We start from the raw sequence: 17,053 nt of genomic DNA on the forward strand, positions 1-17,053 counted from the left end.
GGCCAAATATAAATGTGGATCGGGTCTGGCAGCGGGTGAACACCAGCTAAGGCACTGTGAATTTTAAAAGATGTTGTAAAAAGCTGTTCGCAGGTACTAGGAGCCAAAGTACCCGAAAATAGAACCAAATTCTTGTATTTCTACCATTTTAGCCGACGTGATCACCACGCTTCCCTGGCCAAGGAAGCAAAGTGACCAAACGAGGCGAGTTTGGTGCTGGATAGTAACAAAAAAAGATGTAAAAGAAATGGAACAGCTTTTTATGGAAATGCAGCGCTTGGCTGATCAGGCGATCCACACATTTTCGAATATGGAAACAGTGAAATTGATGATCGACTCTGCTGAGCAGAAATGTAGCTTGTATTACTTGTAGTCCTGCTGCGTTTAAAGACAACGGGTGATCCGGACACCCTTTTTTTGCGAACCAATTTATTTTGATGACCATGAATACCTATTTTTCACAATCTGGGTTTAACTTGGATGTAACTTATCATGAACCCAATTTTGACTCCGACAGTTGGTACCGAAGCCTCAAATCTGTTGCACTCTTATACCAGTGGAAACTCATCCGCAACGATACTGAGGTGCTGCGCTTATTACAGCTGCACCAGCACTGGTCGGCACAGCGGGAGTATAAGTCGGATGCTCATCTGTTGACGGCGTTGAGCACTGCCTGGCCTATGACAGATCAGCGTCCCCGAATATGGGCCTGTATGCACATCGGTCCCTATGCGCTGATCGTCAGAACACTGATTTTAAAGGGATGTAGGCTGGCTATTTTGCTTCGTTCGGACGTCTTTGACGAACAGGGCAAAATCTATCGGGAGCAATACCGCCGTTCATTTGGCCGGGAGCCGGACGAAAGCACGCTGCTCTTTATCCGCTCCGATGTGGGCAATCCGCTACTAAAACTCCGGGACACCATTCGAAACGGTTTTCACGTGGTTGTTTTCATTGACGGTCAGATCGCGTTAGGCGAACCGGGTAAAGGCTGGGCCGCGCTGGGGCTGCATGGGTCCACTTTGCTCCTTCGTGAAGGAGTACCTGCATTGGCGCAGTGGACCGGCGCACCGGTCAAAGCACTCGTCTTAACTTTGGTCGATGGCAAGATCAAATGGAGGTTTTCAAAGGAGCATTTTGTCAACAGCAAAGCGGACTATGTGAAGGTGCTGCAGCAAGTAGCTGATTTGGTACAGTTGCTTGAACCGCATGAGCTGATCCAATGGGAGTGCTTACCGGCTATCTTCGATCAAAAGCAGCTCGGCCCGCCGGATAATGATGCGCAAAATGCACTCTGGTTCCCCGTTCTTGCCGGAGACAGACGGCTGCTGCTAGACATCGCGACCGGGCGTTCGGTGCTTGTAACTGCCACTCAGTTTGAAGTGGTTTCTACCAAACTGAAGGCATTATTGCAGGTCATTGGAAAATAAATTTTGCCACTTAAGTTTGTAAAGCTCTTCTATAATATATAAATTGTCATTTTAAACAACTTTCAGTTGTTAAAATTAAGATTTGTGTGATTAATAACCTACACCGATTATGATCAAGGACAACATTCTTAAGCCTTTATACGTGTTCATTTAGCGTTTTGGACGGTTTACTTTGGATGGATCACAGCAGTCAATGTTTATAGATATGGATGGGGGCATCTGGTCGTTATGTTTTTCGTAGCGATTGTCATGTTGGTCATCAGCTACGTCAATAGGGCCTGGTTGCGGCACATGCTGTTCAAGAAATTGATTGCCCGGCATGTATTGACTTTGATAGCCTATTTTCTGCTGACTGCATTGCTGGTGTATCTGACCCTCTACCAGTTTCCTACGAGTTTGAGCAGGAAGATCCTCAAAAATCCTGAGCTGTTTCGCTTTGCTGACTTTGCAATCGACGCGCTGACCTTCTATCTGTCATTTGCACTCAAAGGGATGATGATATTGGCTGCTGAGATCCTCTATAATTTGACGGTCGGACTGTTCCGCCATTTGGGGCTGATGCGTGCTGAGTCGCTTGCTTCCAGCAAAGTCCGCCTGTTCCGTAACTGGGTCACGCATTTTATGGGCAATCTGACGCAGAGTTTGATTCGGCTGGTCCGCAGGTCGCCTTCAGCATTGACCAGATTTGATGTTTTTCTAAAACTGGAAACGTACGGGATACGACAGCTGGGCGGTAGGGATACCATTCTGGGCAGGCTGGAGGACGAAATACATTATCTGCAACAGCTGATGAACTTGTACGATGAGAGACAGATCTTATTGCGGATAGACGTAAGCGATTCCTCCATTCCCATCCTGCCCATGCTGCTGCTGAGTGTATATAAAAACATGGTCAAGCATGGGGATTTCAGCAATCTGGATCGACCGGCCGTATTGACGGTTTGTGCGGATGATCAAAAACTGATGGTCAGCAGTGCCAATAAAGTAGCGGAGCAGTCGGCCTGGATCTTCCAGTCCGGTGGTACGGGGATTGAACAATTGATCAGATTGCTGCGCATGGAATATGGTAATGCATTTTCGTTGACGAAACATACGACTAACGGCATATTTTACTTGAAGCTGGAAATAAATTTTAGACATGGATACAATAAAACGAATATTGAAGCAAGAGAAGAGACGTAGAAAAATTGCTGTCGCAATCGTGGATGATGACCCCGATGTGGTTGAAGATCTGAAAGGATATGTGGAGCTGACGGACGGGGTGGAATGTGTTTATGCGACCACGAATCCCAAAGAAGCTTTGATTGCATTGCGTACCCTGAAACTGGATGTACTGTTTCTGGATATTGAAATGCCCATTGTCGGTGGACTGGATATACTGGGGCAACTTGGCGGTCTAAAGCGGAGCAATCCCGGTATTGCTAACCTGCAGGTGGTGGTATGCAGTACCAACAGGGAGGTGGGGGACAAAATGTTTCATTATGAGGTGACCGACTATTTCTTGAAGCCTTTTGAAAGGGAGCGTTATTACCGGGCCATCGAAAAAGTGAAAGATAAAATCAGAGGATTTGGCCTGAACAACTTAGATGAAGAGAATAAGTGCTTTTTCTACGGCGAGCGCGGTGCTGCAAAGACGAGGCTTGACTATAATAAAATACTGTATGTCGAGGCCAAAAACGAGCAGACATGGATATGGACCGATCAAAAAATGTATATCGAAGTCAATGAAAGTTTTGGTGATATGATCTCCTGGCTGCCCAAGGCCAATTTTGCGCAGGTGCACCGTAGTTTTGCGGTCTCACTCAATCACATAACGGCCGTCGACGTCAAACATGTGTATCTGACGGAAATAAAGATCAAAAGGGGAGAGAAAGGCAAGTACAGGTATTTTGATGAATGGGTCGAGGAGAATACAGTCACCGGTAAGCTGCGCAGTTACGGAATGGAACGATAGTCAAACTTATAAAAAACGTAAACAGATGAAACTAATTTTAAATCGAACGCGAAATAGTATGCGCAGAAGTAACGATGCTGCGATATTATTTGCACTGCATGCACTGTACAAACAGCTGCATAGCATGCAGAAAACAGCCAGTGACGCCGCCGATATGGAAGCTGCATGGTGGGATGCGGCTTATGTACAGGAATTTGTAGGTATCAGCGAACGGACGCTTTACCGTTATCAGCATAAGGGGCTGCTGGGCACTGTACGTAAGGAAAATGGAAAACGCTTGTTTCTGCAAACTGCGGTTGAGCGTTTCAAGCGGGCGTACTGGCGCCTGTGAGCATCGGTAAAACGAAGAGATTATAGTATAGGGGTCTTCCATTTCGGAGACCCTTTTTGTTTTTATTCGGATCAATATCTGACCAATACCTCCCTAACTTCTACCTTATGCCTGCCGCCGTACGACCATCCTGTTGCTGCTGTTCGGGTGGCACTTTGGGCTTGTTCGGGGCAGACCCGAAGAAGGGTCGAACAACCCTGACGCACTGCAATGGTAAAGGCAGCATTTGGGCCGGCATTGGTCAGTTGATGGTGGGTTGTAGGGGATGGCTTATCTGCTGTACTGCCAGACTCCTGCCAATTTCCTGAAGCATGCCTGCCAAGACACTGTCACTCTTGATTTATGTATATGTTTTTGATTTATAGGTTTTTATGTTTGTGTTGTCAGGCTTAAATACCGGTATGTCTTAGCCACTGACGATGGTTTAATTTTTTAAAAACAAGTAAAATGGGAACAATTGTAAATGGGATCAACGGAGGAGTAAGCGGTAAGACCGGCTCCGTGATCGGCTCGAGCTGGAAGAGCATCAATTACCTGAAAGGGCTTTATAAGAAGAGCAACAAGCCCGCAACGGAAGAACAGCTCATTAATCAGGCTAAATTCAAATTGGTCATGCGTTTTCTGCTGCCGATCACCTCGTATCTGCAGATCGGATTTGGACAGAAAAAAGCTGACCGGCAGACACCGGTCAATGCGGCCTTTCAGTTCAACTTGCCCTTGGTCGTTCAGGGAGCTTATCCAAATTTCGTACTTGATTATAGCAAGATACGGATTTCGGACGGGACGTTCTACCTGGCGCCAGCACAAACACCGGTTTATGCCAACGAGGAGCTCACCGTAAGCTGGGATGTCGCCAACAATGATGTCTATAAATCGGCTGATGACGACGGCGTGTATATCATCTGTTATCATCCGGAGCTCGATGAATTCTTGGCGCCGGCCACGGTTCCGACCCGCAGTATGGGCACGGTCACTTTCGGAGTGCCGGCCCACCTGCTCGGAGGTGAAGTACATGTGTGGATGTTTATGGCCGACCGTAAGAAAAAGCGTGTATCTAAAAGTGGTTATCTGGGATTGATACAGCTCAGTTGATGGTTGATGTGGGGATGCCGTCCGACCTGGACGGCGTCCTACTTTATTCATTTGATTTAAAAAGTATGAAAAGAACTCGAAAAAATAAGAAAACGGCGGCACAGCTTGCCCAGCAAAAGCGATTTGCACTGGCAGTCAGTTTCCTGTCGCCCCTCAAAGAGATTATTGCAGAGGGATTCAAGGCCGTGGCCCGTCGTAAAAAGCGTTTCGTTTATCCTTTTAACTTGGCCATGTCTCAGGTACTTCGGGTAGCGATTACTGACACGTCGGGCGAACCGACTATAGACCCCGAAAAAGTATGGCTTAGCGACGGTAACCTTCCGGGGCTCATAGTCAAGGACATCCTAAAGGAAAATGCTAGACTAACGGTTCATTTCGTAAACAGATCAGATTTCAGTTCCTGGGATGATCATGTCAAAATGATTGCCTATCAGGTTGACGAAGGGGTCGCCATACGAAGCCGAGAGCTGGCGCTGAGGCATCAGGAGCGGGTAGTCATCGATATTCCGCCCTCGCTATTGGAGAGGCCGTTGTTGCTTTATCTAACGTGTCATGATCGCGACGGGATCAAATACGCCCGAAGTCAATATTTAGGTAAATACGAATTTAATTAAAGAAAATGAACACACTACAAAAACACACCGCCTGGCCTATCGAGGATATGGCTTGGCCTTTAAGCACAAAGCAGCTGCTCGGCGTCGTCGTTGCCTGTCTGCTGGTCTTTTTTATCGCTGCTGGGATCCTGCTGCAAGCTTTGGATCCGACGGCTGGTATACTGGATATCGGTGTGCTGTCGGTACTGCTCTTTGCCGTGCTGGCCGCACTGCTGGCCATCTACTGTTGCTGCTGGCTGCAGGAGATCCTATGGAAACCCTTTAAATTCTTCCGCGAGGATTTTAGTTATCACTTTAATCAATTGACATCATGGCAACAATGCATTATTTATTTTTCGGTCTTCTTCTTGTCGCTCTGCACGGTATTGGGCACACTGGCCATCCTGCTGTAACACAGCGGCACCTTGCTGACAGCTATAGGGTATTCGCTGCGGCCCACCCACAGCAACGTATCGTAGCAGCCTTCGAAGCTGTGCTGGCCCACAACTCCCAGAAATGTGGGCTCGCCCCCGGTCTGCGCGACAGGATCATCGACATTGCCGCCGGCCAGCTCGGTGTCAGCGAAGCGACAGGCAACAATGACGGTCCCCGCGTCGAGGCGTATCTGGCGTATACTGGGCTGGGCAAGGGCTATGCCTGGTGTGCGGCCTTCGTCTCCTGGTGTTACGGGCAGGCGGGGCTCTCCGCGCCACGCAGTCCCTGGAGCCCGGCTTTATTCCCCATGGCCCGGCGCTATACTGCTGAGCAGATCAGCCGGAGGCTCGTACGGCCTGCCGATCTGTTCGGCATCTACAATAGCAGCCTACACCGCATCGACCATGTGGGCCTCGTCCGCGATCGGCAGGGACCCTGGCTGCTGACCATCGAGGGGAACGTCGACGACCGGGTACTTTCAAAGCGGCGCTCCCTCGTGACCATACATGCTTTCGCGAACTGGCTGGACTGAAAGGAGGGATGTGATGGAAAAGAGAGCATGGGTTCTGTTGCTCCTCACGGTATTGACGGCCTGTAGGCTCTTTCAGCACAAGAGCAAAAGCGAGCAGCAGTCTTCTACGAGCGAGCAGCAAAAGAATACCTTCGCCCAGTGGCTATATACGCAGAGTCGGGATAGTCTTACACGTTCCTGGTACTTCTGGACAGATAGTGGTCTCCGCTTTCATCCGGATAGTGGACTTAGCAGTCAGGGCGGACGCTTGCTGCTGAAAGAGTCAAGGGCGAGCAACAGTGTGCTGCAGCAGAAAACGTCCATGGATTCAGAACTTTCCAAGGACAACAAAGATCGTGTGGCGCAGATGGAAAATACTACGTACAAACTCCCTTATCGATGGGGTGCATTGTTGGTTCTGGTGCTGTTGTTTCTGTATGGCATTAGAAAAAAATGGACAAAACTATGCTCATCTTGATACAGAATGCTTCTGGCGATAGCGACAAAGGGTTAAAGTAAGCATGGGATCAAGAGCGGTTTTTGGGAAAGGCCAGTCAGCGATGATTTGGCCTTTTTTGAACGACAAGTTATTTTTACCCCAGGCATAGTTAATGAGGTTATAATCCGGGTTGATTTGTGTAGCGTTGTAGTTGGATAGCTACAGAAAAAACAAGTCCAGAGCGCTTTGATATATTTAACTGCTCGATTTACCTATTTTTAGCCATCAATCTGTTTCCACTAACCTATTTACAAGAATGGAATCAAGACAGATAATTCAGAGGATATGTTTGCTACAATCTTAACCATCATAACGCTTTTTTGCGCAGGCTATTTTTTCTTTTTGAATTATTCAAAAAGGAAGCAGCAAGGCAATAAATTGCTGATGGTCTTTGTACTTGTGGCCGCATCTCAGCAGATTCTCATCGGGGGGCTCAAGCTCTGGTCCAGGGATGAGCTGTATCTGGGATTATTCCTGCCATTCGGTTTATTGTACGGACCTGCAGTATTATTTTTGGTAAACAGCTCAAAAGGTAAAGCCACCACACTGAAATCGCTGCTTCATTTTTTGCCCTCCCTGCTGGGGACCTTCCTTTTTGGAATGATTGGTTTGAAACAGTGGATGCTGTACCGCTATCATATCGAAAGCATGTTGTTTATCCACTTGTTTTCTTTTGTGCATTTCTGCATTTATATCACCTTGATAGGCCTAAAAAATCAGCTGGAAACGGGCGCGGATATCTTCGTGCTGATGAAGCGGTCTGGACCCAAAGCGTACTTGTTGGTACTCATGTTTGCCACGCTCATTGTGGAGATGTTTATCATGGTCAGCCACGACAATGTGCTCATTCACGAGGTCTTCGTCCTGTCGTTTTTTCTGACTTTTCTTTCGGTGCTTTCGCTATTTTATCGCCCCAGCCGCCATCGTGCTGTCCAGACAAAACGAAAGAAACGGGCTATACATAGATCTGTTTCGGTGACCGTTGTGGCTGACAGGACGGATAGGCTGCCTGTCCGATCCTCCTCGGATAAGCGCGAACGTCTGTACCGGCAACGTCTACAACAGTTTATCGATACCAAAGCCTACCTGGATACAGAACTCAACAAAGAAAAATTCTGTCAGCAGCTTGGAATTCCTGTAAACAATATTTCTCCGTTCCTGAAAAAGGAATTCGGTAAGGGATATAATGCCTTTATCAACCATCTGCGCGTAAAATACGCAGCGGCCCAGCTGAAGAATACAGCGCTGCGCACCACCGTCGACGATTTGAGTTTTGTCTGCGGATTTAACTCCCGGGCCTCCTTCTACCGGAGCTTCCAGTCGGAATTTGGCTGTACGCCATCTCAGTTCTGCAAAACCATTGCATAAGCTATACAGCAACACGTTTTTATCAGTATTCATTTGATATGGGGGCTCTGCTTCTGTGGTCCCGTCTATAGCTGCTTTTGGCATGCCGCGGGCAAGTCTCGGTGACGGCATTCAAATGCGCTTTCATTGCGTCTTGGCCCGGTATCGGAGCAGGAAAGCTGTTCCTAAAATGAATCGTTGCAATCCTGCATGGCAAGACCGGAATCTGGGCTATTTAGTAAAGCCGACCGCAGGGATGCTACAGCAAAAGCAGTATGTGCCTGATCAACGTGGACTGCATGGGGGACATTATCGCCAGAATGTCCACCCCCCCCTTTATTAATCGGCCGGGATGCTGTCTCTTTTTCAACGAGTATAAAATTTTAGCCGATTTAAAATTTTGGTTTGATTGAAAATCATCGGTTCTGAAATGAATTTTTTTGACACCTTGTTTCTTGGTTAATCTCTTTATTATCAAGTAATTGAATAGTGTTTTTTTGTTGAATGTCCTGTTTTTGTTTTGACGGAAAGTTTCCCCTGTTTGAAACTGAGACAGTTTTCCATGACGGGTTAAGCAATTTTGCCGACGTGTTTGGGAAAGGTCACCTGTGAACAGAATTAACAATAAAACAATCTTTTAAAAATTTAAACAACAGCAACAATGTACTATGATTACTATCTCTATTATGTAAGCTACCTGGGAGCTTTGTACAATGGTTATCCATTGGTCGTCAGGATCACGGCCGTCATGGTCCTGGCCTTGTTGACCATTGTCCTTTTTGGCATCGCCCGATTATTGTATATCGGCTACCGGATCAGCAGGTCAGAAAAACAGCGGAAAAAAATACGTGCACATTTTGATGAAAGATTAGTCTTCGTAATGACGGCAAAGAACAATTACGATGTCGACGAAATCAGGGAACTGCTTCACTACGACGTGACCAGATCCAAAAAATGGAAAGCAGATGTACTGACGGATATCGTCCTGACCGTGAAAAATGAATCGGTTAAAAATGGTAATCTCAATGAACTCAATTACAGAAATTGTCTGGAAGCACTGCGATTGATGGGATTCTGGGAAAAACGCATGCGCACGCCGGTATTGCCCAAAAGGAGAGAGGCGCTGCAGGTGGTCGGGGATATAAACAACGGGGTCAACAGTGGTATCCTCTCCAAATCCATGTTCCATAAAGATAAGGATTTACGAAAGACCGCCAGAGATCTGTACGCCAGCCAAGAAAGTTACAATCCATTTCGTTTTATGGAGGAAAATTTTGATGAGGCCTTTACGCAACTGGACAAACTGCGCTTGCACGCGACGCTGGTGAAGCGTTCGCAGGAAATTAAGCTGCCAAATCTGCTCCGCTGGATCAATAATTCCAGACATGTCAATTATATCCAATTTATTATACAGGAAATCGGTTTTTTTAAGCAGCTAGAAGCTTGTCCGGCCCTGCTGGAGATGCTGAGTACCCAGGAAAATAGGGATATCCGTGCACAGATTATCCTTACACTCGGGGATTTGCAATATAACGAAGGGGTGAAGGAACTCGTGGCGCGTTTTCCGCTCGAGTCTGCAGCCGTCCGTGAAGCTATCGTTAAAGCGATGGCTAGGTTAAGGTCCGATCAGGTCATCCCTTTCTTGACGGATACCTATTCCTTTTCGGATGATGACGACCTCAAAATAGCGATAGCGCGGTCGATTAAAGCACATGGAAAGGAAGGGGAAATACTGCTTCTCCGCCTCCAGGAGGAGGCCATTTTACAGTCCCGGGATAAGGAGAAGATATTGCTCAATCAAGTGTTTGCCGAACGGTTCGTTATATCAGCTTAAAATTTTATTATAATGGTCTATTTTTTTACCTATCTCATCTATTTCTATGCCACAGCATTGGGGCTGTGTTATGTAGCCCTCATGGTGATGAGTTATTACAATACCCTGCGTTATCGCTACCGGTACACAAAACGGGAAGAGAACTATCTGCGGGATTTTCCGGAGAAGGCGCCGGGAGTTTCTATCGTCGCACCTGCTTTCAATGAGGAGGTGATCATTCTGGACAGCGTCAACTCGCTCCTGAATCTCGACTATCCCAATTTTGAAGTGGTTGTGGTCAATGACGGCAGCAAAGACAGGACCCTGGATATTCTAGTCAAAGAATTTGAGCTCGAAGAGGTGCCCTATTACCTGGTGTATAAGGTGTATTGTAAACCCATTAAACGGGTTTTCCGATCCAAAAATCCGGAATACCATAGACTGATCGTATTGGATAAAGAAAATGGCGGCACCAAAGCCGACGCGATCAACGCAGGGGTCAATGTCGCTCAGAACGATTATTTTATCAATACGGATGTCGATTGTATCCTCGCCAAGGACAGCCTGGGCAAGATCGTACTGCCCATACTGGATTCGGAAAAGCACGTCATCGCCGTGGGGGCCACTATGCGGATGGTCAATAGCTGCCATATCGAGAAGGGCAATATCACACGGGTCAAACCACCCGGAGGCCTGATCCCCTTATTTCAGGAGACCGAATACCTGAGATCTTATCTGGTCGGAAAAATGGGCTGGGATATGATCAATGCGGTACCAAACGTCTCTGGCGGATTCGGTCTGTTCGACACCAAAATCATCATTGCCGTCGGAGGCTTCGACTCTGCTTCCCACGCCGAAGACATGGATATCACGACCCGTATCGCTGCTTATATGCTCGAAAATAAACGTGAATATAGGATCGCGCAATGCCCCTATAGCTTGTGCTGGACAGAGGGCCCCCCAAACCTCAGCATCTTGAACCGGCAGCGGAGCCGCTGGGGAAGAGGACTCTTCCAGTTTCTGGTCGATCACCGCAAAATGGTCTTCAACAAAGACTATGGGCGCCTAGGCCTCCTGGTATTACCTTACATGATATTTTTTGAGTTCCTTGCCCCGATCATTGAATTTGTCGGTCTGCTGTTCATGATCTTTCTGCTGATTACCCATCAGATAAACTTTGATACTTTCTGGATGATGTTGCTCTATGCTTATCTGATTGGCTTCTCGGTCTCCGTGATCACCGTTTCCTATGATCTGGTACTGGCCAAGCTCTATAAAAATTTCTGGGAATACCTCAAGTTGATTCTATTCTCAGCGCTCGAACCTATACTCTATCATCCCTTTGTCGTCATTTTTACTTTGCGGGGATATGTCCAGTATCTGACACGAAAAGATATGAAATGGGGAACGATGACCCGCAGGGGATTTTCTAAAACTAAAAGTGCTTAAAAGAATAAATAATGTTTAAAAATATCCATAAAACGAAATTATTTTTAACTCTTTCGGCGTCAATTTATTTCACGCAGGCCGTGCATGCGCAACGGGCAACCACCACCATAGATCGAAATGAAACAGCGTACGAAATCAATGAACTCTATAAACAGGGCAAATGGGAAGCAGGGAAGAAAATAGCAGATGATGTCCTCAGGAAAAATCCCGAAGACTCCGATATGCGCATGCTTGTCGGCAAATATTATATCCATCGCAAGGATTATGACCGGGCCCGCTATGAGCTTGTCAAATCCCTCAAATCTGCACCTGCAAATGTAGAATCAAAGCATATGCTGGTGACGGTCGAAACCGAAACCCAGCGATATTCAAGTGCCATCTGCTATGTCAACGAATTATTGGAGGTAAACCCTTACTGGAAAGGACTGTGGCGGAAAAAGATAGAGCTCTACCGCCATATGGGCAACCATGTGGAAGCGGACCGCCTGCTCAAGCGTATCTCACAGATCTATCCGGAGGATAGTGAGCTGAAAAAAGACCGGGAATATATGGCTGAGCAACGCTATCTTCAGGTAAAAAAGGAAGGTAAACTGGATCAGTCCATTGAAGCTATCAAAAAGATGGTTGACGAACGGCCTCTTCAGTACTGGAATTACACGCCTTTAATTGATAGTTACATCAAAGCCGGAGATTTTGCCAATGCGCTGGTCTATACGGAAAGGGCAATAAATCAATTTCCGGCCAGTGACCACTTTTTCCAAAAGAAAATCACCATTCTCGAACGCGAACAGCGCTATGCTGAAATTCTCTCCCTTTTGGATGCTCGCATCAAAAAGGGACAGGGCAATCAGGCATTGTGGAAACAGCAATACCGTTATTTTTTGACGGAATCGGCCCGAAACGCCAGAAACAATGATCCTGCAGCGCTCTATGGTAAGCTCTTTGCCGAATCGCCCAAAAATAAAGAGGCCTTTAATTATGTGTTCAACGATCTGTTGGCAAAAGAGCAATATGAAGAGGCTCTGGCTGTATTAAAGAAATATAAAAGCCACGTGGGTTCCACTAAGCAGAATGATATGATGGAGCTGATGGTCTATAAAAGAATGGGGAACTCGTCCAAAGTGGTGACACTGACAAAGGACTTTTTTAATAAATATCCTGGGGATACCGAACTGAGGGAATCCTTTGTCGGAATCAGCCTGCAGGAGGCCAGGGATAATATGCAGGACAGCAATGTCGCTGAAGCTATTCTGGACTGGCAGGAGGCGATACGTTATGGTGATGCTGCAGCTATCAGGGTGGCAAAACGGGGGCTCTTCAATGCTTATATGACGTCGGGCCGCTATAAGGAGGCGATGTCATCTTTGACCGACCTGCTGGCCGGGGATCCTGATAATCCTGATTTGCTGTTAAAAAAATCTGATATCTTTCTGAAACAAGGGGATTATGAGCGTGCAATGGACGTGTATGAGCAGGTGCTGGCAAAGGCATCGCCCGAAAACCGTCCGTATTTTGTCGCCGGGTACGGCGAAATGATCGCTCCCATTGTCAGAACCATGCGTGAAGAATACAGACTGCCTGAAGCCCGGCAACTGGTCAAACGCTGGCTTGTCATTGATCCGGCCAGTCAGGAAGCGCTCCTGAATATGATCAATATCAGTACTATGCTGAAGGACCAGGAGGCTATGTATCATTATGCACAGATCGCCGGGGAGCAGCATGACGATCCTGTCTTCAAAATCAAATTAGCCGAGGCCATGAATCATCAGGCCAGACAGATACCGCAGTCCTGGAAAATGTTGCATGAGCAGGTGCAGAAAAGCCCATATCATCAACCGCTGGTCAATACTTATTTAAGCACAACCGAGCTCTATGCAAAGCAGCTGCTCAACGAAAAGAATCATGAAGAAGCGCTCACTGTGATTGATAGTGGTTTGGTTTATAAAGACAACAAAGACCTCAGATATATGAAAGGACTCGCTTATGAAGGGCTGCGCAAGTTCGATTCTGCTTACTATTATCAAAAATTTTATGAACCTTCATTGATCGAACTCGACGATTTCAAAGCCCATCTCCGTGCTCTGGCGCAAAAAAGTGATCAGAATTATGTAGCCATTTCGCACCTGCGCGCGAGATTTGGGGACGATAACCGGATTACCTCGATCTCTTCCTTCGAATACGGTCGTCTCCAGCAGGGTGGTTCCGCCTATGTCGGGCGCATCCACTATGCCGGAAGGGAAGAAGGAAAAGGGATACAGGGCCAGCTGGAATGGAGCCGCCCCTGGAGCACTGCTTTTGCTACGCGGATCGATATTGCCCTGGCCAACAAGTACTTTGCAAAGCTGGCGGTGAATGCGAGCGGATTTTACGAATGGAAACCGGGCTGGGAGGCTGAACTGGGTCTGGGCTATAGGCGGTTTTTCAGCGGCCAGCAACTCTACAACCTCAGTCTGGGCCTGACAAAAGATCTGGAGGATTTTCGTCTTGGTGCCAAATGGAGCAATTATCTGCTGGACAGTGAAGGTGAACGCATTTATCTCTACAGCTTGGTAGCTAAAGGGCAGTACTTTATGAACAACCGCAAAAACTACCTTTTAGCAACGGCAAGTATAGGTAGCGCGCCAGATGCAGACCTGCTGAACAATCAGTTATATAATAGTTTCAATGTCTTCAATGCCATGGTCGGTGCGGGGATCGGCAGGTCATTTTCGAGACATGTCAGCGGCAGCGTGATCGGTACATGGTACAATTTTCGAACGGACGGAGCAGCGAATGGAAACAATTACAAAAATTTATATAACCTCTATGTTCAGCTGCACGTGTCGTTCTAAGCTTGTCCTGCTGCTCCTGCTGTTCTGCCCGGTGTATCTGGCATGCAAAGCTAAAGGTATGGACTTTTCGAAGACTGAATTTTTGATCACTTCCAACGGGGATCAGGCCAGCAGTGCGGCCGCGGATTATCTTTACGAGCATATTAGCAGGCGTATCAAGTCTGCCAGAAGCCTCCGGGTCACACGATCGGACTACAGCATGAAAGACGATACGGGCGCCCGCATCTACCTTGAAGTCGTGCCAGATCTAAAACAGGATTATGAAATAAAAAATTCGGAGCACATGCTTGCCATTTTTGGACGGGACAGAGATGTGCTGAAATGGCTCAGCTATATGCTGATCGACCACATCAGCCAGTTCCACCCGATCGAGGTTGCTGACTTGCCTCCGGGGTATATCGATTTTGAAGACAGCAAAGGGACGTTTGCATTCAGTTACCGTGAACCTCATTTTGTGCCCAATCTGAATGAAGATCATCTCGGTATATACCATACCCATAGCATCGACCGTGACTGGGGAATCTGGGGACACAACTTGTATAAGGTATTGCCTGAGGATCTGCCGGCGGATGCCTACGCGCTGATCGCCGGCCAGCGGGACAGACGGCAATATTGCCTGTCTTCTGACCAGATCTATAAGGCCTTGGAAAGCTATATTGGGGACCAATATGGAGACAGGGACCCCAAATGGTTTATGATCGCACCGAATGACAACGACTTAGCCTGTACCTGTGCCACATGTGAGAAACAGGGCAACAGGCCCGGCGATGCAACAGCTGCGAATGTGTACCTGTTGAATAGGTTGGCGGAACGCTTTCCGGAACATCATTTTTTTACGACAGCTTACCGGACAACGAAAAATGCGCCGCAACAACACACCAAAAACAATGTTGGCGTTTTTATCAGTACGATAGATTTGCCCACAACCGTCGACCTTAACCCTGCTGATCAGCAGGTGCTGGCTTTTCTGGATCTGGTGAAACAATGGCAGGGTAAAACGGATCAGCTATTCCTCTGGAACTATGTCGCTAACTTTGATGACTATCTGACGCCATATCCTGCGCTGTTTAGAACAAGATCACAGCTGCAGTTTTTTCAGTCACTCGGTGTTAAGGGAATTTTTATGAATGGCAGTGGCTATGATTATACTTCATTTGATGATGTCAAAACGTATGTGCTCAGCGCGCTTATGATCAATCCGTTGCTACCTGTTGACCGTTTGGTGAGAAACTACTGTTCAAGGTTCTATCCTGTCACCGGTGATCTGCTCGCGACCTACTACCTTCAAATGGAAGGAAAGGTCGTGAAAGGGAATATGGATACTGGAATGTATACTGGTTTTCGGGAAGCATCGCAACGCTATTTTGATGCTGAAAAATTCTTAACGCTGTTTAAAGAACTGAAAAAGCTGGTGGCAAGGACAAAAGGGACCGAAAGATCGCGTCTAGATAGATTAATCACTGCGATGAGTTATACCGATCTGCAGATTTCGTACTCACGCGGCGCCGCCGCAGGGGGCTTTCTACATGCCGATGGTGAGATGTTTACCATCTCGTCTGCTATCAAAGAGTCGCTGGAACGTCTGGAGAACAATCAGGGACATTCCGGTATTTCGATCTACAAGGAAGATCAGGGACAGCTGGATCGGTACTGCGGCGAATGGCGTAATCTGATGCAGCATCCTTTAAAGAAAAACAAAATCAGGGGATTGAAAGTGCAGGCTTCTGGTTCTTCTGAACCGCCCAAAGATGCCGATGTACTGTTCGATAACGTGCTGGGATTCGGGTCCGACTTTCACCAGGGCTGGTTTCTCTCCGCAGAAGATCTGCTGATCGAGGACATCAGGCTGCAGCCCTTCAGACAGACGCAACAGTTGAGCATTCGTTTTCTCGTGCAGGAACGTCATCGCATGCTTCCGCCGGAAGCGATAGAGCTATTCGTAAACGACCAGTTCGCGGACCGTTTTACACCAGCAGATCTTACCAATGATAATGGCGTAATGGTATTAAACAAGGACTTAAGAATCACGCAAAATGAAAAATTACATATTAAAATTTATAAAAATAGAAAAATCAAACATGCAGTTATCGCCTGCGATGAAATACAGTTATTCTAAAACGATACTCTTGGTCGCATTGACGCTGCTGATTTCAGGTTGCCTGGATATTAAAAATAAAAAGACCAGCATGGAAATCGAGGATAATCAGCGGCATTATTATCCCATATTGGCCGGTCAGCAAAAGGATCTATCCTTCAATTTAAAAAACACGGGAAAAAACCCGTTGATAATAACCGATATCATTACCTCATGTGGTTGTCTGAAGGTCAATGGTGAGTCTAATACGTTTTCTATTCCTCCGGGAAAGGAACGTTTGCTCACACTGAGTTATAACAGTGCAAAAAATGTCGGTTATGTCAAACACTTCGTGACCTTGTATGGCAATTTTGAAAAAGCACATTTTCAGGAGATCGTTTTTGATATCAACGTGGTGCCCAATGCGATGTATACGAAAGATTATGAAGAATTATATACTGAAGAAATGGATACCGAAGGGGGAGTCAGACGTTGGGTAGATGGTGGTGAAAATAACAAAGGGTATTATATGGATGAGGATTTCCGAAAGAGTATCCATGATAATAAATAGTAAAGATTGATCGTGGCAGCTGAATGATACTTACTATGTAATAAATTGATTTATAGATTTGTTTTTTGTTTTTTTTAATATGAACGCGAAATAATTTGTCATAATTAAGATATTTAGTAGATT

At 46.6% G+C, this 17,053-nt stretch carries 17 protein-coding genes; all 17 read left to right on the top strand.

Annotated elements, in window-relative coordinates; genetic code table 11:
* Positions 1–247: 247 nt before the first annotated feature.
* The gene (locus K7A41_RS21800; RefSeq protein ID WP_265715537.1) at positions 248–373 is read left to right on the top strand and encodes a hypothetical protein; all 126 of its coding nucleotides are present in this window, start codon (positions 248–250) and stop codon (positions 371–373) included.
* Positions 374–443: 70 nt separating this feature from the next.
* Complete coding sequence (locus tag K7A41_RS21805; protein ID WP_265715538.1) at positions 444–1,430, top strand: hypothetical protein; 987 nt, start codon at positions 444–446, stop codon at positions 1,428–1,430.
* A gap of 228 nt (positions 1,431–1,658) precedes the next feature.
* Positions 1,659–2,612 (top strand): hypothetical protein, encoded by a 954-nt coding sequence (locus K7A41_RS21810; protein ID WP_265715539.1) that lies wholly within the window; start codon positions 1,659–1,661, stop codon positions 2,610–2,612.
* Positions 2,569–3,384, top strand: coding sequence for a LytR/AlgR family response regulator transcription factor (locus K7A41_RS21815; protein ID WP_265715540.1), 816 nt, complete (start codon positions 2,569–2,571; stop codon positions 3,382–3,384). Before K7A41_RS21810 ends, K7A41_RS21815 begins: the two co-directional genes overlap by 44 nt.
* Before the next feature lie 25 nt (positions 3,385–3,409).
* Positions 3,410–3,715 (top strand): helix-turn-helix domain-containing protein, encoded by a 306-nt coding sequence (locus K7A41_RS21820; protein ID WP_265715541.1) that lies wholly within the window; start codon positions 3,410–3,412, stop codon positions 3,713–3,715.
* 447 nt (positions 3,716–4,162) lie between these two features.
* Positions 4,163–4,807, top strand: a complete 645-nt coding sequence (locus tag K7A41_RS21825) for a DUF6266 family protein (protein ID WP_265715542.1) — start codon at positions 4,163–4,165, stop codon at positions 4,805–4,807.
* Positions 4,808–4,872: 65 nt separating this feature from the next.
* Positions 4,873–5,421, top strand: a complete 549-nt coding sequence (locus K7A41_RS21830) for a DUF6266 family protein (RefSeq protein WP_265715543.1) — start codon at positions 4,873–4,875, stop codon at positions 5,419–5,421.
* Positions 5,422–5,426: 5 nt separating this feature from the next.
* Positions 5,427–5,813: a hypothetical protein gene (locus K7A41_RS21835; protein WP_265715545.1), complete on the top strand. Its 387-nt coding sequence runs from the start codon at positions 5,427–5,429 to the stop codon at positions 5,811–5,813.
* Positions 5,732–6,367, top strand: a complete 636-nt coding sequence (locus tag K7A41_RS21840; protein ID WP_265715547.1) for a CHAP domain-containing protein — start codon at positions 5,732–5,734, stop codon at positions 6,365–6,367. Before K7A41_RS21835 ends, K7A41_RS21840 begins: the two co-directional genes overlap by 82 nt.
* Positions 6,368–6,380: 13 nt before the next feature.
* Positions 6,381–6,824, top strand: coding sequence for a hypothetical protein (locus tag K7A41_RS21845; protein ID WP_265715548.1), 444 nt, complete (start codon positions 6,381–6,383; stop codon positions 6,822–6,824).
* 306 nt (positions 6,825–7,130) lie between these two features.
* Positions 7,131–8,213 carry a helix-turn-helix domain-containing protein gene (locus K7A41_RS21850; protein WP_265715549.1) on the top strand — a complete coding sequence of 361 codons (1,083 nt, stop codon included), beginning with the start codon at positions 7,131–7,133 and terminating at the stop codon, positions 8,211–8,213.
* A 169-nt stretch (positions 8,214–8,382) separates the two neighbouring features.
* Entirely contained in the window at positions 8,383–8,535 is a 153-nt protein-coding gene (locus tag K7A41_RS21855; protein WP_265715550.1) for a hypothetical protein, read from the top strand.
* Positions 8,536–8,853: 318 nt separating this feature from the next.
* Complete coding sequence (locus tag K7A41_RS21860; RefSeq protein WP_265715551.1) at positions 8,854–10,026, top strand: HEAT repeat domain-containing protein; 1,173 nt, start codon at positions 8,854–8,856, stop codon at positions 10,024–10,026.
* A 12-nt stretch (positions 10,027–10,038) separates the two neighbouring features.
* On the top strand, positions 10,039–11,454 hold the full coding sequence (locus tag K7A41_RS21865; protein ID WP_265715552.1) for a glycosyltransferase family 2 protein: 1,416 nt from the start codon (positions 10,039–10,041) through the stop codon (positions 11,452–11,454).
* A gap of 11 nt (positions 11,455–11,465) precedes the next feature.
* Positions 11,466–14,285, top strand: coding sequence for a tetratricopeptide repeat protein (locus K7A41_RS21870; protein WP_265715554.1), 2,820 nt, complete (start codon positions 11,466–11,468; stop codon positions 14,283–14,285).
* A 58-nt stretch (positions 14,286–14,343) separates the two neighbouring features.
* A complete protein-coding gene (locus K7A41_RS21875) occupies positions 14,344–16,401 on the top strand; it encodes a DUF4838 domain-containing protein (protein ID WP_265715555.1) in 2,058 nt (685 codons plus the stop codon).
* Positions 16,364–16,930 carry a DUF1573 domain-containing protein gene (locus K7A41_RS21880; RefSeq protein ID WP_265715556.1) on the top strand — a complete coding sequence of 189 codons (567 nt, stop codon included), beginning with the start codon at positions 16,364–16,366 and terminating at the stop codon, positions 16,928–16,930. Before K7A41_RS21875 ends, K7A41_RS21880 begins: the two co-directional genes overlap by 38 nt.
* Positions 16,931–17,053: the final 123 nt, after the last annotated feature.

The organism is Sphingobacterium sp. InxBP1 (assembly GCF_026191775.1).
Classification (GTDB): domain Bacteria; phylum Bacteroidota; class Bacteroidia; order Sphingobacteriales; family Sphingobacteriaceae; genus Sphingobacterium; species Sphingobacterium thalpophilum.

Bases quoted from the DNA above. Each gene is read 5' to 3' on its own strand.
- K7A41_RS21800 (WP_265715537.1), top strand. From the start codon at position 248: ATGGAACAGCTTTTTATGGAAATGCAGCGCTTGGCTGATCAGGCGATC.
- K7A41_RS21805 (WP_265715538.1), top strand. From the start codon at position 444: ATGAATACCTATTTTTCACAATCTGGGTTTAACTTGGATGTAACTTAT.
- K7A41_RS21810 (WP_265715539.1), top strand. From the start codon at position 1,659: ATGTTTTTCGTAGCGATTGTCATGTTGGTCATCAGCTACGTCAATAGG.
- K7A41_RS21815 (WP_265715540.1), top strand. From the start codon at position 2,569: ATGGATACAATAAAACGAATATTGAAGCAAGAGAAGAGACGTAGAAAA.
- K7A41_RS21820 (WP_265715541.1), top strand. From the start codon at position 3,410: ATGAAACTAATTTTAAATCGAACGCGAAATAGTATGCGCAGAAGTAAC.
- K7A41_RS21825 (WP_265715542.1), top strand. From the start codon at position 4,163: ATGGGAACAATTGTAAATGGGATCAACGGAGGAGTAAGCGGTAAGACC.
- K7A41_RS21830 (WP_265715543.1), top strand. From the start codon at position 4,873: ATGAAAAGAACTCGAAAAAATAAGAAAACGGCGGCACAGCTTGCCCAG.
- K7A41_RS21835 (WP_265715545.1), top strand. From the start codon at position 5,427: ATGAACACACTACAAAAACACACCGCCTGGCCTATCGAGGATATGGCT.
- K7A41_RS21840 (WP_265715547.1), top strand. From the start codon at position 5,732: ATGGCAACAATGCATTATTTATTTTTCGGTCTTCTTCTTGTCGCTCTG.
- K7A41_RS21845 (WP_265715548.1), top strand. From the start codon at position 6,381: ATGGAAAAGAGAGCATGGGTTCTGTTGCTCCTCACGGTATTGACGGCC.
- K7A41_RS21850 (WP_265715549.1), top strand. From the start codon at position 7,131: ATGTTTGCTACAATCTTAACCATCATAACGCTTTTTTGCGCAGGCTAT.
- K7A41_RS21855 (WP_265715550.1), top strand. From the start codon at position 8,383: ATGAATCGTTGCAATCCTGCATGGCAAGACCGGAATCTGGGCTATTTA.
- K7A41_RS21860 (WP_265715551.1), top strand. From the start codon at position 8,854: ATGTACTATGATTACTATCTCTATTATGTAAGCTACCTGGGAGCTTTG.
- K7A41_RS21865 (WP_265715552.1), top strand. From the start codon at position 10,039: ATGGTCTATTTTTTTACCTATCTCATCTATTTCTATGCCACAGCATTG.
- K7A41_RS21870 (WP_265715554.1), top strand. From the start codon at position 11,466: ATGTTTAAAAATATCCATAAAACGAAATTATTTTTAACTCTTTCGGCG.
- K7A41_RS21875 (WP_265715555.1), top strand. From the start codon at position 14,344: ATGGACTTTTCGAAGACTGAATTTTTGATCACTTCCAACGGGGATCAG.
- K7A41_RS21880 (WP_265715556.1), top strand. From the start codon at position 16,364: ATGCAGTTATCGCCTGCGATGAAATACAGTTATTCTAAAACGATACTC.